The following is a 16,640-nucleotide window of genomic DNA, read 5'->3' as shown; positions in this document are numbered from 1 at the left end:
AATGATCCAAAGTGAATCACTTGCCTCTATGGCCCACTAGTGACGCACTGATTTGACGGGCAAAATGACAAGGATAAAGAGGTAGTCGGCAAACAAACTTCACGGGTTTTTTTCAATGGACAAGTTGCAACTGAGCGAACGCGACATCTGCACCAAGTTCATTACCCCCGCAATTCAGCGAGCGGGGTGGGAACAGCATCAGTTTCTTGAAGAAGTGAAGCTCACAGATGGCCGGGTGATGGTGCGTGGCCCGGTCGCTGCTCGCATCCAGAACCCTAACGCAAAGGGTGGCCCGAAGCGTGCTGACTTCGTTCTCTACGCGCGGCCCAACGTTCCAATCGCTGTTATTGAAGCCAAGCAGGCCAAGTTCTCGGTTGGCCACGGCATGCAGCAGGCGCTGGCGTACGCCGAAATGCTCGATACGCCGTTTGCCATAAGCAGCAACGGCGAGGGGTTTCTGTTGCATGACCGAACAGGGCTGACACAGCCGGTGGAGCGCGAGCTGCAGCTCTGCGAGTTTCCATCTCTCGCTGACCTGTGGCCGATTTACCTGCACTGGAAGGGACTCGGCGAGCCTGCTGCCGTCAAGCTGATCGAGCAGCCGTACTACACCGATGGCAGTGGCCGGGAGCCGCGTTATTACCAGCGCGTCGCCATCAATCGCGCGCTTGAGGCGGTTGCGAAAGGCCAGCCACGGATCCTGCTGGTAATGGCCACCGGCACCGGCAAAACCTACACCGCATTCCAGATCATCTGGCGGCTGTGGAAAGCCAAGTCCAAGAAGCGCATTCTCTTTCTGGCGGATCGCAACATTCTTGTCGACCAGACCATGCAGCAAGACTTCGCGCCGTTTGGCGAAGTCATGCACAAGATCACTAACCGCGAGATCAAGAAGAACTACGAGATCTACCTTGCCCTTTATCAGGCGGTGACGGGCAAGGAAGAGTGGAAGCAAATCTACAAACAATTTCCGTCCGACTTTTTCGATCTTGTCGTCGTCGATGAATGCCACCGTGGCAGCGCAGCTGACGATTCCGCCTGGCGTGAAGTACTCGAGTACTTCAGTAGCGCTACGCACATCGGTTTGACCGCAACTCCGAAAGAAACCAAGGAAGTCAGTAACGCTACCTACTTCGGCGAAGCCATCTACACCTACTCGCTCAAGCAAGGGATCGATGACGGTTTCTTGGCGCCCTACAAAGTCATCCGCATTGCCACCGACGTGGACGCGCTGGGCTATACGCCCGAGAAGGGCAAGGCCGACAAGCATGGCCAGCTTGTCGAACAGCGCCAGTACAACACCAAGGATTTCGACCGCAACCTCGTGCTCGAACAGCGCACCCGCCTCGTTGCCAACCGCATCTGGGAATACCTAAAGGGCACCGACAAGATGGCCAAGACCATCGTGTTCTGCGACGACCAGGACCACGCCGAACGCATGCGGCAAGAGCTCGTCAAGATCATCCCCGCAGCTGCCAGGAACCGGCGCTACGTCATGCGCATCACGGGCGACGACAACGAAGGCAAGGCCCAGCTCTCCTATTTCATCGACAACGACGAGCCCTACCCCGTCATCGCCACCACCTCCAAGTTGCTGACGACTGGCGTGGACGCCAAGACCTGCAAGCTCATTGTGCTCGACCAGAACATCAACTCCATGACCGAGTTCAAGCAGATCATCGGTCGAGGCACCCGCCTGCGTGAGGACTACCAGAAGCTCTACTTCACCATCATGGATTTCAAGGGCGCCACGCGCCTCTTCGCCGACCCTGATTTCGATGGTGAACCGGTCGTGATCTACGAACCCAAGCCCGATGAGCCAGTCGTCCCGCCAGAAGACCCTAGCATCCCCGGTGAAGAGCCCGAGCCTCCGCCCTACCTGCCCCAACCCGGCGGCGGAAAAGACGAGCTTCCCGCTGGCGGCGGCGAAGGCCGTATCAAGTACTACGTCGATGACGTAAAGGTGCGCGTTGCGGTCGAACGCTCGCAGTACCTCGACGCCGACGGCAAGCTCATCACCGAGGACTACCGCGTCCTGCTCAAAGACGATATCCGCAAAACTTTGCAGGCCGAGTTCGGCAGCCTCACCGAGTTCTTGCGCCGCTGGAACACCGCTGACCGCAAACAAGCCGTGCTCGAAGAGCTGACAGAGCATGGCGTCCCGCTGGCGGTCCTGCAGCAAGCCGTGGCCAATGGCGACGAGCTTGACGCTTTCGACCTGGTGGCCCACGTCGCTTTCAACCAGAAGCCACTCACCCGTCGCGAGCGTGCCAACAACGTCAAGAAGCACGACGTCTTCGGCAAATACGGCGATCAGGCTCGCGCTGTGTTAGAAGCACTGCTCGACAAGTTTGCCGACCATGGTGTGCAAGACATTGAAGATGCCAAGGTGCTGGAACTACCGCCGTTTGATCAATTCGGCAGCAAAACGCAGATCCGGCGCGGTATCTTCGGCAGCATCGAGCAATACACCCAAGCGGTGCATGAACTGGAGCAAGCGCTCTACGACGCACCCGAACAAAAACAGGCCTGAGCACTCGGCTCTGCCCATACACCCAGAAAAGTAAGCAATGAATCTCAGCAGCACGATCAAATCCATTCAGGACATCATGCGCAAGGACGACGGCGTCGACGGCGATGCCCAGCGCCTCGGCCAGCTCACCTGGATGCTCTTCCTCAAGGTCTTCGATCAGCGCGAACGCGAATGGGAGGACGACGCCAAAGACCAGCGCAAGCAATACACATCGCCCTTGCCCGAAGAATTCCGTTGGCGAAACTGGGCAGAGTATATGCCCGGCAAAGACGGCAAGAAGCAGCCACAGATCGCTGGCAGCGAGATCATCAGCTTCGTCAACAACCGGCTTTTCCCCCAGCTCAAAGACTTGGACGCCACCAAAAGCGCCCAGCATGCGGTGATCCGCGGCGTTTTTGAGGACGCCAACAACTACATGAAGTCCGGCACCCAGCTCCTCGCAGTCATCGAGAAGCTCGAAGAAGCGATCCACTTCGACGATTTCAAGGAACGCGCCCAGCTTGGTGATGTGTACGAGCAACTGCTCAACGACTTGCGTGGTGCAGGCAACGCGGGTGAGTTTTACACCCCGCGCGCCATCACCCAGTTCATGGTCGAACGCGTCAACCCGCGACTCGACGCGAACGAAAAAGTGCTTGACCCGGCCTGCGGCACTGGCGGCTTCCTGACGGCAGCCATCGACCACTTCGCCAAACAGATCAACACCAAATCCAAAGCCAACGACAAGAAGAAAATCGAAACGCTGATTCGCGGCTTCGAGAAAAAACAGCTCCCCCACCTGCTGTGCACCACCAACATGCTGCTGCACGGCATTGATATCCCCAGCCAGATCGAGCACCGCAACACCCTCGGCCGCCCCTGGAACGACTGGGGCGCGCACGAAAAAGTGATGTGCCTCATCACCAACCCGCCTTTCGGCGGCTACGAAGATGACGGCGTAGGCAGCGACTACCCGGCGAACTTGCGCACACGCGAAACCGCCGACATGTTCATTGCCCTCATCATCAAGAAGCTCCTGCACGAGAACGGCCGCGCTGCAGTCGTGCTGCCTGATGGCTTCCTGTTTGGCGACGGCATCAAGGGCACACTCAAAGAGATGCTGCTGCGCGACTGCAATCTGCACACCATCATCCGCTTGCCCAAGGGCGTGTTCGCGCCCTACACCACCATCAAGACTAATCTGCTCTTCTTCACCAAGGGCGCAGTGGTCGATGATGACGGTGATCACTTCTACACCGACACCATCTGGTTTTACGAGCATCCCTACCCACCGGGCTACAAGAGCTATTCCAAGACCAAGCCCATCCAGCTCGAAGAGCTCGAGCCAATTCGTAACTGGTGGGGCAGCGAGGCCGATAACTTCGCAGCGCGCGAAGCCTATGATGCCGATCCCGAGATCACCGACAAGAAAGCCTGGAAGTACGAATTCGGCAAGGTCCGTGAGACAGCTGTCGCAGAAGCAAAGCCCTATTGGGACAAGGCAGAGCAGTTTCGAGCGCGCGCGGGTTTAAAGCGTCGCCAGGCCAGATATCTGTCCGATAGCCTGACCGGGCGACGTAATGATCCCGCGTTGGTCGAGCACTTGAAGACGCAATTGGCGGATTTGACGGACGGCCTCAAGAAAGCCGATGCAGAGGAGCAGGCGTATCTGTCGGTGCTCATCACGGAGTTGCAGTCAGCCATTGAGCGTCAAAGCGCTCAACAAGCCATCGCATTGCTGGAAATATCCGCAGCCCATCTGCGCGATGTTGCGGATGCTCTGGATCTGCAAGCCCGCGACGCCCAATCTGCCGCCGACCGCATCTACTGGCCCATCTACAACCTCGACCGCAAGAACCCCTACGCGCCAGAAGAAGAGACCCACGACCCCGACGTACTGCTGGAGAAATACAAAACCCTGCTCGGCCAGATCGAGGAAACCGAGAACCAGCTCAAGAGCGAACTGGCTGCAGCCCTGGCACATCACTTCACGGTGGAGGCCGCAGAAGAATGAGCCCAAGCCCCAAAGTGCCCAAAGCATCAAAAGTATCCAAGGCAGCCCCAACCCTCTCAGAGCGTGTGACTCACAACGAACTGCTGGGTGATATCCGCAGCCTCATCGAGCAAGGCCGCCAGCAGCTCGCCAGCGCCGTCAACAGCGCACTCACCGTGCTGTACTGGCACATCGGCCAACGCATCCGCTGCGAACTGCTCAAAGGCGAGCGTGCCGCCTACGGCGAGCAGATTGTCTCTGCAGTGTCGAGACAATTGGAGGCTGACTACGGCCGGGGTTTCTCCGAGAAAAACCTGCGCCACATGCTGCGCTTTGCCGAGGCCTTTCCCGACACGGTAATTGTCTCCGCAGCGCAGAGACAATTGAGCTGGACGCACTTCAAGGCGCTCATCTACATCGACGACCCGCTCAAGCGCGATTTCTACCTGCAGATGTGCCAGCAAGAAGGCTGGAGCACTCGCACCCTACAGGAACGACTCGATTCCCAGCTTTTCGAGCGCACCGCACTATCGCGCCAGCCCGAAGCCCTGCTCGCCCAGGAGCTAGCTTCCTTGCGCCACAGCGGCGACCTCAGCCCCGCACTGCTGCTCAAAGACCCCTACGTGCTCGACTTCCTCGGCCTGCAAGACCGCTACCTAGAACGTGACCTCGAAGACGCCATCCTGCGCGAGCTCGAACACTTCCTGCTCGAACTCGGCACCGGCTTCAGCTTTGTCGCACGGCAAAAGCGTATCCAGATCGATCAGGACGATTTCTACATCGACCTGCTCTTCTACAACCGCCGCCTCAAGCGTCTCGTCGCCATCGAACTAAAGCTCGGCGACTTCAAGCCCGAGCACAAAGGCCAGATGGAGCTCTACCTGCGCTGGCTCGCCAAGTACGAGCAAGAGCCCGGCGAGGCGCCGCCGCTGGGCATCATCCTGTGCAGCGGCAAAAAGCAGGAACAGATCGAACTGCTGGAGCTCGACGCCAGCGGCATCCACGTCGCCGAATACCTCACCGCCCTGCCGCCCAAAGACCTGCTGCAGGCCAAGCTGCACCAAGCCATTGCGCAATCGCGCGCCCGACTCGAAAACCGCAGTGGGGAAGACGCCTGATGGACGCGCAACAATTTCTGGCCGATTTCGGGCATATCGCGAATGCACCGGGGGGCGTCGAACGCCTGCGCGAGTTGATCTACCAGTTCGCCATCACGGGCCGATTGGTGCCTCAGCAAGCAGAAGAGGGCAACGCGGACACGGTGTTGGAAAATGTCACCCGTATTCGCCAGCAACTCCTTGCAGAGAAGCGCTGGAAGCGCGCTCCAAAACTTGAATCTGCGCCGCTGAATCTACCGGCTGTCGAGTTGCCACCGAGTTGGCGCTGGAGTCGCTTGCTGGATCTAGGCGAGATCAACCCACGCAATCTGGCGTCAGATGAAGCCAAAGCGGCTTTCGTCCCCATGGCGGCCGTATCCGAGAAGCACGGCATAGCAGTCGGTGGCAAAGAAACCGATTGGGCGAGCATCAGCAAGGGCTACACACACTTCGCCAATGGCGACGTGCTGCTTGCCAAGATCACGCCTTGCTTTGAGAACGGCAAGGCTGCTGTCGTCAGCGGCCTGAAACACGGCATCGGCTCGGGCTCCACCGAATTCCATGTATTTCGGTCGATGAGTGAAGACGTGCTTGCTGCCTACGTTTACCTGTTCCTGCGCTCGCCACTGTTTCGCGTCAAAGGGCAAAGCAGCATGACCGGTACAGCCGGACAGAAACGTTTGCCTACGGATTACTTCGCGCTCTGCGCAATGCCCTTGCCACCTAAGGCCGAACAAACTCGCATCGTTGCCAAAGTTGATGAGCTGATGTCGCTGTGCGACAAGCTGGAGGACGACCAACAAAAACGCCGCAAGCTGCAGAACGCCCTGCGCCAAGCCACCCTGCAAGCCGTCGCCAAAGCCCAAAGCCCGCACGAACTGCAAGCCAGCTGGGCACGGCTGGAAGCGAACTTCAGCCGCTTGTTCAGCGCGCCGGAGGATGTGGAAGCCTTGCATAAGGTTGCGATGGATTTAGCTGTTTCCGGATTGTTGAGCAAACCAAACGAAAGCGATGAACCGGCACAGGTATTGAAAGCAAGAATATTGAGTGCCAAGGAAAAGGGCATCAATCAAGGAGTGTTTGCTCGGAAGAAGCACGTTAAACCAGAACTGCTTGAGGAAACGACCCTCCCAGCTCACTGGGATGTCATCGCTCTCGATGACGCAATATCCACGATTGACGCAGGCTGGAGCCCCGCCTGCCTACCAAACTCTCGTTCAGACGAAAGTAAGTGGGGTGTATTGAAAACAACTTCAGTACAGGTGCTCAGGTTTCTTCCGATTGAGCATAAAGAGCTGCCAGCATCGTTTGAACCTCGTCCTCAGTATCAGGTTGAGCTTGGGGATATCTTGATTACACGGGCGGGGCCGAAAAATCGCGTGGGTATTTGTTGTGTTGTTGATTCCGCCCCTCCCCGATTGATGATTTCAGACAAGCTGATTCGCTTTCACATCGTCAACGACCTCATTGATCCACAGTTTGTTGCGTTGTGTCTTTCGGCAGGAGAGCCTGGCCGTATCGTTGAGCGGTTGAAATCTGGCATGGCAGATAGTCAGATGAACATTTCGCAAGACAAGCTTCGTTCCATAACCATCCCGTTGCCACCGATCGCTGAACAAAAGCGAGTCCTGAAAGAGCTGGAAGTCTTTATGCAGCTTATCGATAGTTACAGTGAGCGGATTGGGACGGCTATTCGAACAGGGCAGCAATTGGCCTCTGCTTCTGTTTCCGCTATGACAGGCATTGCCATCGAACAAGAGGAAGACAAACCCGTGAAAGTCCCGCAAACCGAATTGATTTCCAAGCTGCGCCTCGGCCAAGCGCCCAGTGTCAAAGTACAAGCGCCCTTGGCCGGCCTGCTGGCACGGCAGAACGGCGAGCTCTCAGCTCAGGATTTGTGGCAGCGCTATGGTGGCGAGATCGATGCTTTCTACGCGCAGCTGAAAACCGAGGTGGCACACGGCTGGATCGAGGAGCCGGTGCTACTCAAACTTCGTGATGAACTTGATCTCAAAAATATTCCAGAAAGCGACGCCGTTTTGTCCCTTTTGCTGAAGTCGAACAAAGAGGGGATGTATCAACGCGATCTCTTGAAAATGTACGGAGAAAACGAGAGTCAATTCATGGATCAGCTGAACAAAGAAATCAGCTTTGGATTTATTCGGATAGCCTCAGCATCCAATGTGCAATTGGTGGATGCCTAGTATGCAACTGCGCTATCTTGCCATTCCACACTTCCGCAATCTGCGTGATGCAAAGCTGAGCTTTGCGACGCAGCTGGAGGCCACGCCGGGCCGCTCGGATGAGGCGTCCCGGCCCATCCGCAGCCATGCGCTGATCGGCCAGAACGGCACCGGCAAGTCCAACCTGATCGAAGCGCTGATCACCATCTTCCGCAATATCGATCTGGATCTGGATAGCGAAACGCTGGACAAGCAGCGGCTCGATTACACGCTGGAATACGAGATTCGTGGTCGCGTGGTGAAACTGCAGGCTGACACGGCCAAGCAGAAGCGGCCCTATGTGTGGGTGGATGGCGAGAAGCAGTCACAGGGCTATCTGCTCAAGAACCGCGAGCTGCTGCCCTCGCACCTTTTCGCCTACTACTCCGGCCGCAACGAGCGCATTGAGACGCTGTTCCAGGAGCATCAGCGGCGCTTCAACCGCCGACAAGAGATTGTTGCCGAGGAAGTATTTCCCCCCGAGTTGTTGCGCAATTTCACTGGCAGCGAGGCGGACATCCGCGCCATTGAGGAAGCGAAACGCCGCGATGAGAGCCGCTTGCGCAGCCTTGGTGACGACCGTTTGCGCCGCCTTTTCTACTGTCGGGGTGGCCACAGCCAGCTGGTGCTGCTGGCCTGCCTGCTCTCTGATGATCCGGTGTTCAAGAAGGTACTGGAGACCCTGCACATCGAGTCGCTGGAATCCGCGCTCTTCGTGCTCAAGGAACCGCACAAGCTGCGCGAAAAACGACGCGGCAGCAAATTTGAAGAGAACGAACTCAATGAGGGCGACCCGCGCTTCTGGTATGCGCGCGGCAACGTGGTGAGTGAATTCCTCGACAAGCTGTGGCAAGTGGCGTGGGCGCCGATTGCTCAGGAGGTAGACAAGCAGATCGACTTCCGTGGCCGCACCGAGAAGCAACGCCAGCTCTACCTCTACGTGCCCAGCCAGGCCAAGCTCAAGCAACTGGGCGAGCTGGTGGGCGGCACCGACAGCTTCTTCCGTTACGCCGAAGGCGCCTACATCGGCGACCTGATCGAGGAAGTGCGCATCACGGTGAAGAAGCGTGAGTTGGGCGACGGGCACGACGGCAAGGTGAGCTTCACCCAGCTCTCCGAAGGCGAGCTACAGATGCTCACCGTGCTGGGCCTGATGCGCATCACCCGCGACGACCATTGCCTGTTCCTGCTCGATGAGCCGGATACGCACATGAACCCGATCTGGAAGTTACGTCTGTTTGATGAAATTAAGGACGCGATGGAAGACGAGCAGGGCCTGGGTGCGGCGGGTGAGTCGCAAGTGCTGCTGACCACGCACGACCCCATCCTGCTTGGTGGCCTCAAGCGAGAGCAGGTGCATGTGATTCACCAGCTGGAGTCACACACCGAAATCGAATCGCCCGCGATTCACCCGCAGGGCATGGGCGTTACAGGTTTGCTGAAGAGCGAGTTGTTCGGCTTGTCTTCAACGCTGGATATCGAAACCGAGCGCCGCCTGAAGCGCCGCAACGATCTGTTCGTCAAATCGCCCCGCACGGCGGATGAGGAAGCAGAGCTAACCTGCCTGTCGACCGAGCTGGCCGACCTCGGCTTTTCGAATGCGGACTTTCGTGACCCGGACTACGCGCTGTTCGTGCGCAAGCTAGCTGAGCACCGCAAGTTACGCCGCCCGAATCTGTCGGCGGAAGAGATTGCGGAGCAGGACAAGCTTGCCGAGCAGATCATCGACGAGATTTTGCGCGAGGAGGAAAAGGACTAATGATCTGGATCGACCTCGAAAGTCGACGGCCGACGGATACGGACATTCCGGGTTGGACAGCCTGGAGCAAGGATACGTGGGAGGCCTGGCAGAATCGCTCGCAGGAATTGGTGAGCGAGCTTGCCGAGCTCGAGGCAGCGGGCCAGCGCGAAGCTCGCAACGACTTGATCGACGAAAACAGCGGGCATTGGGCCGAGCTGAAGCCCTGGCTGCTGGCTTTGTCTTACGGCAAGTGCTGGTTCTCGGAAGCGCGTGAGCTCTATTCGCACTACGACGTGGAGCACTTCCGCCCGAAAAAACAGGCCAAGGGTATCGATAAGGATGAGCGGGATGGCTACTGGTGGTTGGCCTTCAACTACGTGAATTTTCGCGCCTGCGGCAACGTGGGCAACCGCAAGAAAGGTGGCTGGTTTCCGCTGCGGAAGGGTTCGATGTGTTCCACGTATGCGGCGCAATGCGAAGAGTCGGAAGTCGCTTACCTGATTGATCCCATCGAGGAAGACGATGTGAAACTCTTGGCGTTCAACGAAGAGGGCAATGCGATTCCGCGACCGGGCTGTTCTGATTGGGATCGCCAGCGCGTTGAAGAGACCGTGAGGCGCTTGAAGCTCAATGAGCACCCCGCCCTGTCAGATGAACGCCGCAAGGTGTGGCAGCAGGTTGACAACCTGATTGAGCAGTACAACAAAGCGAAGGCGCGCAATGACCTCGCAGCGAATCCGGCGGCCAAGGAGAAGCTCAAACATATTCGCCAGCAGATGCGCGCGCTCATCAGTCCCAAGGCCGAACTGTCATCGGTTGCGAAATGGTGTGTGAAGCTTCGCAACGACCAGCAGCTACTTCATCTGATTGCCTGAGGCTTATACCGAAAGAATTGCGATGCCCATCCACCACGCCATCGGGCGCGTCGGCGAGACGCCCACCCTGCTGAACTCCACGCCCCTGACCAGCGAGCAGCAGCTGGGGACATGATTGTGCGCGATCCGCGCATTCTCTCCAGTGAGTAGATGCTCATTGGCCGACAAGAGCGGGCCAACAATGGCGGGCGCATCGATCTCCTGGCGATAGCGCCGGATGTTTTGCCGGTGCTCATCTCGTCACGCATTTTCCATCATGCTAGTAGGGGCTGCAGTGACCTCTTGAAACCTCTGTGCTCCAGCGTACAGACCGCCCGGCCGTCGTAGCGCAAGCTCCCGGATCGTAAACCGGCACCCTCGCCGGGCACCGATCAACGTATTCCGGGAGACATCATGGCGACTGAACTTACTGTCGGCGAGCACAGCATTGACCGCAAGAAAGACAAGCTTCTCAACGACCTCGCGGTGGTTGTCAGCGATGCCGACGACCTGCTCAATCAGGTGGTCAGTTCCGGCGCCGACGAGCTGGCGGCGACGCGCACGCGCATTGAGGGCCGGCTGAAGAGTGCGCGCTCCTCGCTTGACGACGCGCGCCTGACGGTGACGGGCAAGGCGCGCTACGCCGCCGATGCGACGCAGCATTACGTGAAGGACAATCCGTGGGTGATCGTCGGTGTCGCCGCCGCGACCGGGCTGCTGCTGGGCGTCGTGCTTGCCCGCCGCTGATAGCGGCCTTGCCGGCAGTCGTGCGCTTGTCTTGATCTGCCGGCAAGGCACTGCTCGCCTCAGCGCGCCGGCCGGGCCTCGGCCGGCGATCAGCGGGGCGCTGCGCACATGATCCGCATCGACATCCAGATCGAGTTGAACTACGAGATCGCCGCCGCTGGCGCCGACTTCGTCTTCAACATCCACGCCGCGCATACGCCCAGCCAGAGCATCAGCGGCGAGCACCTGAGCCTGAGTCAGGCGGTGCCGCAGCGCCTGTGCACCGCACCGCAGACGGGCAACCGCTATCTGTATGTGCATGCCGGTCCCGGCGATCTGCGCGTGAGCTACCTGGCTACCGTCGACCTGCTGCACCGCTTTGCCGATCCGGCCGGGATTGGCGAGGTGCCGATCCGCGATCTGCCGCCGGAGGTGATCAGCTATATCTATCCCAGCCGCTACTGCCAGTCGGACCGGCTGCTCCGGCTGGCGGCGCACGAGTTCGGTGGGCTGCCGCGCGGTTATTGCCGGGTGCTGGCGATCCAGGACTGGGTGACGCGCTGGGTGAGCTTTACCTCCAACTGCTCGACCACCAACACTTCGGCGGTCGATACCTTGATCGAAAAGGTCGGCGTCTGCCGCGATTTCGCGCACCTGATGATTGCGCTCTGCCGCGCCGTCAATATTCCGGCGCGCTTTGCCACGGGCACCGACTATGGCGCCGATCCGGCGCTTGGTCCTCCCGATTTTCAGGCTTACGTCGAGGTCTATCTTGACGGTGGCTGGTACATCTTCGATCCTTCCGGCACCGGCATTCCGATGGGCTTCGTGCGCTTCGGCACCGGGCGCGATGCGGCCGACGTGTCGTTCGCCACGATGTTCGGTGGCGTGCGCGCGCACGCGCCGGTGATCAAGGCCGTGGCCGTGCCCGATGCGGCGGCCGGCATGGTGCTGCCGCACCATTGCGCAGAGGCGCTGTCCACCGACAGCGGCCCGGTGCCGGCTGACGCTGCGGTTTAGGCCGTTCGGGCCAGGCAGGTCTGGTCCGTGCTGTAAAAAATGTGCAATATACTCAGATACATACGGTGGTAGTCTTTAGCGAGCTTGTTGGCCGCCGGGGCTTTTGCTTCGGCGGCCATGCGGCGCAAGGTGCCGAACTAATCCGGCAACTTCGTCTGACGCTGCCATAATGCAATGGCAAACGGTCCAACCGGCCGTTTCAAGACTAGCTGCGGCCCTGCCCTATCCGGGCACCGCCATCGGGCGCCAACCGGGCGCCGCTACTGAGGAGCAGCCACATGAATACCATGACCAGGATCGGTCTTCGCGCGCACGCGTGGCAAGGCTTTGCCGATGGCAACTGGCAGCAGCGCGTCGATGTGCGTGATTTCATCCAGAAGAATTACACGCCCTACAGCGGCGACGCTTCCTTCCTCGCCGGTGCCAGTGAGCGCACGCTCGCCTTGTGGCACAAGCTGCAGGTGCTGCTCAAGGAAGAGCACGCCAAGGGCGTTCTCGATGTCTCGGCCGACCGCGCGTCGAGCATCACCGCGCACGACCCCGGCTACATCGACCGCGACAACGAGATCATCGTCGGCCTGCAGACCGACGCGCCGCTCAAGCGCGCGATCATGCCCAACGGCGGCCTGCGCATGGTGCAGAACGGGCTCACTTCGTACGGTTTCACCATCAATCCGCAGATCAGCGAGATCTGGAGCCGCTACCGCAAGAGCCACAACCACGGTGTTTTCGACGTCTATAGCCCGGACATCATGCGCGCGCGCAAGTCGGCGATCATCACCGGCCTGCCCGACGCCTACGGCCGCGGCCGCATCATCGGCGACTACCGGCGCGTTGCGCTGTACGGCATCGACTTCCTGCGCGAGGACAAGAAGCGCGAGTTCCACGAGCTCGACGAACGCGAGTTCTCGGAAGAGATCATCCGCCAGCGCGAAGAACTCACCGATCAATGGCACGCGCTCGACGATCTGAAGCAGATGGCCGCCAAGTACGGCTTCGACATCAGCCTGCCGGCGCAGAACGCGCGCGAGGCGGTGCAGTGGACCTACTTCGCCTATCTCGCCGCGATCAAGGAGCAGAACGGAGCGGCGATGTCGCTCGGCCGCGTGGCGACCTTCCTCGACATCTATATGCAGCGCGACCTCGACGCCGGGCTGATCGACGAGTCCGACGCCCAGGAGCTGATCGACGATCTGGTGATCAAGCTGCGCATCGTCCGCTTCCTGCGCACTCCCGAGTACGACCAGCTGTTCTCCGGCGACCCGACCTGGGTGACCGAAGCGATCGGCGGCATGGGCGAGGACGGCCGCACGCTGGTGACGAAGAACAGCTTCCGCTTCCTGCATACACTCTCCAACCTCGGCCCGGCGCCCGAGCCGAACATGACCGTGCTGTGGTCGCAGGATCTGCCCGAAGGCTTCAAGAAGTTCTGCGCCGATACCTCGATCAGGACGAGCTCGCTGCAATACGAGAGCGACGACCTGATGCGCCAGTTCTGGGGCGACGATTACGCCATTGCCTGCTGCGTGTCGGCGATGCGCGTCGGCAAGCAGATGCAGTTCTTCGGCGCGCGCGCCAATTTGGCGAAGACGCTGCTCTACGCGCTCAATGGCGGCCGCGACGAGTTGTCGGGCGATCAGGTCGGCCCGGCGCTGGCGCCGATCGGCGGCGAGGTGCTCGACTACGACGAGGTGATCGCGCGGCTGGAGCCGATGATGGCGTGGCTCGCCGGCGTTTACGTCAAGGCGCTGAACAGCATCCACTACATGCACGACAAGTACTGCTACGAGCGCATCGAGATGGCGCTGCACGATCGCGACGTGCTGCGCACCATGGCTTGCGGTATCGCCGGCCTGTCGGTGGTCGCTGATTCGCTGTCGGCAATCCGCTATGCGCGCGTGCAGCCGATCCGTGACGAGAGCGGCCTGATCCGCGATTTCGCCATCGAGGGCGACTACCCGGCCTTCGGCAACGACGACGACCGTGTCGATTCGATCGCCAGCTGGCTGGTCGAAACCTTCATGAACTACATCCGCCAGCAGAAGCCGTATCGCGGCGCGCTGCCGACGCAGTCGGTGCTGACCATCACCTCGAACGTGGTCTACGGCAAGAAAACCGGCAACACGCCCGACGGCCGCAAGAAGGGTGATCCTTTCGCGCCTGGCGCCAATCCGATGCACGGGCGCGACCACAAGGGTGCGCTGGCGTCGATGGCCTCGGTGGCCAAGCTGCCATACAAGGACGCGCTCGACGGTATTTCCTACACCTTCACCATCGTCCCGTCGGCGCTCGGCGGCACCGAGAGTGATCGCGTCGACAATCTGGCCGGGCTGCTCGACGGCTATTTCGACCAGGGCGGCCATCACATCAACGTCAATGTCTTCGACCGCGAGATGCTGCTGCACGCGATGGACCATCCCGAGCTGTACCCGCAGCTGACGGTGCGCGTTTCGGGCTACGCGGTGAATTTCGTCCGCCTGAGCCGCGAGCAGCAGCTCGACGTTGTCAATCGCACCTTCCACTCGGCGCAGTGAGGGGCTTTGCAGCGAATCGAGCTTGATCCGGACCTCGCCGCCGCCGCGGCGACGGTAGAGGGCTGGGTGCATTCAACCGAAACCGGCGGTGCCGCCGATGGGCCGGGAATCCGCTACGTCGTCTTTCTTTCCGGCTGCCCCTTGCGCTGCCAGTTCTGCCACAACCCGGACACCTGGCACCAGACCGACGGCCGGCTGACGACAGCCGCCGACGTGCTGCTCGACATCGCGCGCTACCAGGGCTTTCTGCACCATGGCCACGGCGGCGTCACGCTTTCGGGCGGCGAGCCGCTGGCGCAGCCGACCTTCACCGCGGCGCTGCTGCACGGCTGCAAGTCGCTCGGCCTGCACACGGCGCTCGATACCTCGGGCTTTGCCGGGCGCAAGGTGCATGCGGAGCTGCTCGCCGACGTCGATCTCGTGCTGCTCGACATCAAGGCTTTCTCCGAAGACAGCTATCACGCGCTGACCGGTGCGCCATTGCAGCCGACGCTCGACTTTGCCGAGTTGCTGGCCGAGCTGAAAAAGCCGGTGTGGCTGCGCTACGTGCTGGTCCCCGGTCTCACCGACCGTATCGACGAGATCGGCGCGCTGGCGGCTTTCGCCGCGCGTCTCGGCAATGTCGAGCGCGTCGACGTACTGCCTTTCCACAAGCTCGGCGAGCACAAGTGGGTCGGCAGCGAGCGCCCGTACCGGCTGGCCGAGGTGGCGCCACCCAGCGACGAGCTGCTTGCGCAGGTGCGCGCGATCTTCCGCACGCAGGGGCTGTTCACGACCTGAAGCGCCGGCTGGCGCTGCGCTCGCGGGCGGCCTGTCGGCCGCACCGCTCAGAAACGTCCGCCGCCGCCCATGCCTCCGCCACCCATGCCGCCACCGCGGTTGCCGCCGCCGGATGGCGGTTCGCCGCGGCCCTTGCCGCTGTCGTTGCGGCCGCTGTCGCCGACGAAGCCTGAATAGAGGCCGGGGACGGTTCCCGGCAGCATGCGGTCGGCGGTCGTCTTCTGCGGGGTATCAAGTGCCGCGTAGAGCCGGCGCGCCGCCTCGTCGATCTCTTCCATCGCGGTGAGACGGTTGCGCACCACGTCGACCTTGCGCGCGATCTGCTGCGGCGCAGAGAGGCGACTGATTCCGTAGGGCTGCACGCGTAGCTGATCGGCCATCAGCGCGCTCACCTTCTCCTGGTAGGCGTCCCAGAGGACCACCTGCTGCGGCGTCAGCTTCAGCGCTTCGGCCGTCTCCGCCAGCTGGGTCTGCAGCAGCGAGATCACCGTCGCGCCGCCACCGCCACCACCGCTGGGCCCCCCATTGTCACCGCCCGGCCCGCGGCGCCCTGGCCCGTCGTTATCATCGCGCCCGCCGAGCGGCGCGCAGGCGGCAACGCACAGCGCGGCTGCCAGCAGCAGCGGAATCAGGAAGTGCTTGTTCATTGCTAGGCTCCATGGAAAGGTGAGGAATTTTCCTTTCCGTACGCGTAAAGGCGCGCTAAGCCCCTGTAAGTGTTTATGTCGTGCGCTCTGTGATGCGCGGCGCGCCGCCGCAGGCGCCGCTGTTGCTGTAGGCGTGCGCCAGCCTGCCTGATCTCGGTTCGGTCAGCACCACGCTGCGCCGGCCGCGGCTTGCGGGCAATGGCCTGGTGACTGTCCGCAAAGACTATTTTCAGATGCCCGAATAAAAAGTTTGACACCCTCAAAAAGCTCTGTATAATTCGCCCCTCTGCTGCTGACGCGGCGGACGAAATTAATCCAAGGGGTTGATTTCAAAGCTCTTTAAAAACGAGACAATTGATAGGTGTGGGTACTTGTCGAGGTGAGCGATCTTTCGGGATTGCGCGCTAAAAGATGTAGTGCTCGCACTAGATGTAAAACTGTGATTTTGGGGAGACCCAGAATTGCGACGTCAAGCGAGAGTTTTATCAGGAATTAAACTGAAGAGTTTGATCCT

General features: G+C 60.3%; 11 protein-coding genes. 10 read left to right on the top strand and 1 reads right to left on the bottom strand.

Annotation, left to right across the window (positions count from 1 at the left end):
* Nucleotides 1–115 precede the first annotated feature (115 nt).
* The 10 genes from hsdR (at nt 116) to pflA (ending at nt 15,479) form a co-directional block, all read left to right on the top strand.
* Nucleotides 116–2,533, top strand: a complete 2,418-nt coding sequence (gene hsdR, locus GGD90_RS16310; protein WP_153117769.1) for an EcoAI/FtnUII family type I restriction enzme subunit R — start codon at nt 116–118, stop codon at nt 2,531–2,533.
* Nucleotides 2,534–2,570: 37 nt separating this feature from the next.
* Nucleotides 2,571–4,526: a type I restriction-modification system subunit M gene (locus GGD90_RS16305; protein ID WP_153117768.1), complete on the top strand. Its 1,956-nt coding sequence runs from the start codon at nt 2,571–2,573 to the stop codon at nt 4,524–4,526.
* On the top strand, nt 4,523–5,623 hold the full coding sequence (locus tag GGD90_RS16300) for a PDDEXK nuclease domain-containing protein (RefSeq protein WP_153117767.1): 1,101 nt from the start codon (nt 4,523–4,525) through the stop codon (nt 5,621–5,623). Before GGD90_RS16305 ends, GGD90_RS16300 begins: the two co-directional genes overlap by 4 nt.
* Nucleotides 5,623–7,806, top strand: coding sequence for a restriction endonuclease subunit S (locus tag GGD90_RS16295; protein ID WP_153117766.1), 2,184 nt, complete (start codon nt 5,623–5,625; stop codon nt 7,804–7,806). Before GGD90_RS16300 ends, GGD90_RS16295 begins: the two co-directional genes overlap by 1 nt.
* 1 nt (nt 7,807) lies before the next feature.
* Nucleotides 7,808–9,583 (top strand): AAA family ATPase, encoded by a 1,776-nt coding sequence (locus GGD90_RS16290; protein ID WP_153117765.1) that lies wholly within the window; start codon nt 7,808–7,810, stop codon nt 9,581–9,583.
* Nucleotides 9,583–10,440 (top strand): HNH endonuclease family protein, encoded by an 858-nt coding sequence (locus GGD90_RS16285; RefSeq protein WP_153117764.1) that lies wholly within the window; start codon nt 9,583–9,585, stop codon nt 10,438–10,440. Before GGD90_RS16290 ends, GGD90_RS16285 begins: the two co-directional genes overlap by 1 nt.
* 393 nt (nt 10,441–10,833) lie before the next feature.
* Nucleotides 10,834–11,166, top strand: a complete 333-nt coding sequence (locus GGD90_RS16280; protein WP_153117763.1) for an ElaB/YgaM/YqjD family protein — start codon at nt 10,834–10,836, stop codon at nt 11,164–11,166.
* 108 nt (nt 11,167–11,274) lie between these two features.
* A complete protein-coding gene (locus tag GGD90_RS16275; RefSeq protein ID WP_153117762.1) occupies nt 11,275–12,165 on the top strand; it encodes a transglutaminase-like domain-containing protein in 891 nt (296 codons plus the stop codon).
* 278 nt (nt 12,166–12,443) lie between these two features.
* Nucleotides 12,444–14,699: a formate C-acetyltransferase gene (pflB, locus tag GGD90_RS16270; RefSeq protein WP_153117761.1), complete on the top strand. Its 2,256-nt coding sequence runs from the start codon at nt 12,444–12,446 to the stop codon at nt 14,697–14,699.
* A 6-nt stretch (nt 14,700–14,705) separates the two neighbouring features.
* Nucleotides 14,706–15,479, top strand: coding sequence for a pyruvate formate-lyase-activating protein (gene pflA / locus GGD90_RS16265; RefSeq protein WP_153117760.1), 774 nt, complete (start codon nt 14,706–14,708; stop codon nt 15,477–15,479).
* A 47-nt stretch (nt 15,480–15,526) separates the two neighbouring features.
* Here pflA and GGD90_RS16260 read toward each other — a convergent pair whose 3' ends face one another.
* Nucleotides 15,527–16,126 (bottom strand): Spy/CpxP family protein refolding chaperone, encoded by a 600-nt coding sequence (locus GGD90_RS16260; protein WP_153117759.1) that lies wholly within the window; start codon nt 16,124–16,126, stop codon nt 15,527–15,529.
* Nucleotides 16,127–16,640: the final 514 nt, after the last annotated feature.

This window comes from Rhodocyclus tenuis (genome assembly GCF_014197755.1).
Classification (GTDB): domain Bacteria; phylum Pseudomonadota; class Gammaproteobacteria; order Burkholderiales; family Rhodocyclaceae; genus Rhodocyclus; species Rhodocyclus tenuis.
The sequence above is the reverse complement of the archived record's forward strand: the minus strand, read 5'-3'. Positions and strand labels throughout refer to the sequence as shown.

Coding starts and splice junctions, on each gene's coding strand:
- pflB (WP_153117761.1), top strand. CDS start 12,444: ATGAATACCATGACCAGGATCGGTCTTCGCGCGCACGCGTGGCAAGGC.
- GGD90_RS16280 (WP_153117763.1), top strand. CDS start 10,834: ATGGCGACTGAACTTACTGTCGGCGAGCACAGCATTGACCGCAAGAAA.
- GGD90_RS16305 (WP_153117768.1), top strand. CDS start 2,571: ATGAATCTCAGCAGCACGATCAAATCCATTCAGGACATCATGCGCAAG.
- GGD90_RS16285 (WP_153117764.1), top strand. CDS start 9,583: ATGATCTGGATCGACCTCGAAAGTCGACGGCCGACGGATACGGACATT.
- GGD90_RS16260 (WP_153117759.1), bottom strand. CDS start 16,126: ATGAACAAGCACTTCCTGATTCCGCTGCTGCTGGCAGCCGCGCTGTGC.
- GGD90_RS16275 (WP_153117762.1), top strand. CDS start 11,275: ATGATCCGCATCGACATCCAGATCGAGTTGAACTACGAGATCGCCGCC.
- GGD90_RS16300 (WP_153117767.1), top strand. CDS start 4,523: ATGAGCCCAAGCCCCAAAGTGCCCAAAGCATCAAAAGTATCCAAGGCA.
- GGD90_RS16295 (WP_153117766.1), top strand. CDS start 5,623: ATGGACGCGCAACAATTTCTGGCCGATTTCGGGCATATCGCGAATGCA.
- GGD90_RS16290 (WP_153117765.1), top strand. CDS start 7,808: ATGCAACTGCGCTATCTTGCCATTCCACACTTCCGCAATCTGCGTGAT.
- hsdR (WP_153117769.1), top strand. CDS start 116: ATGGACAAGTTGCAACTGAGCGAACGCGACATCTGCACCAAGTTCATT.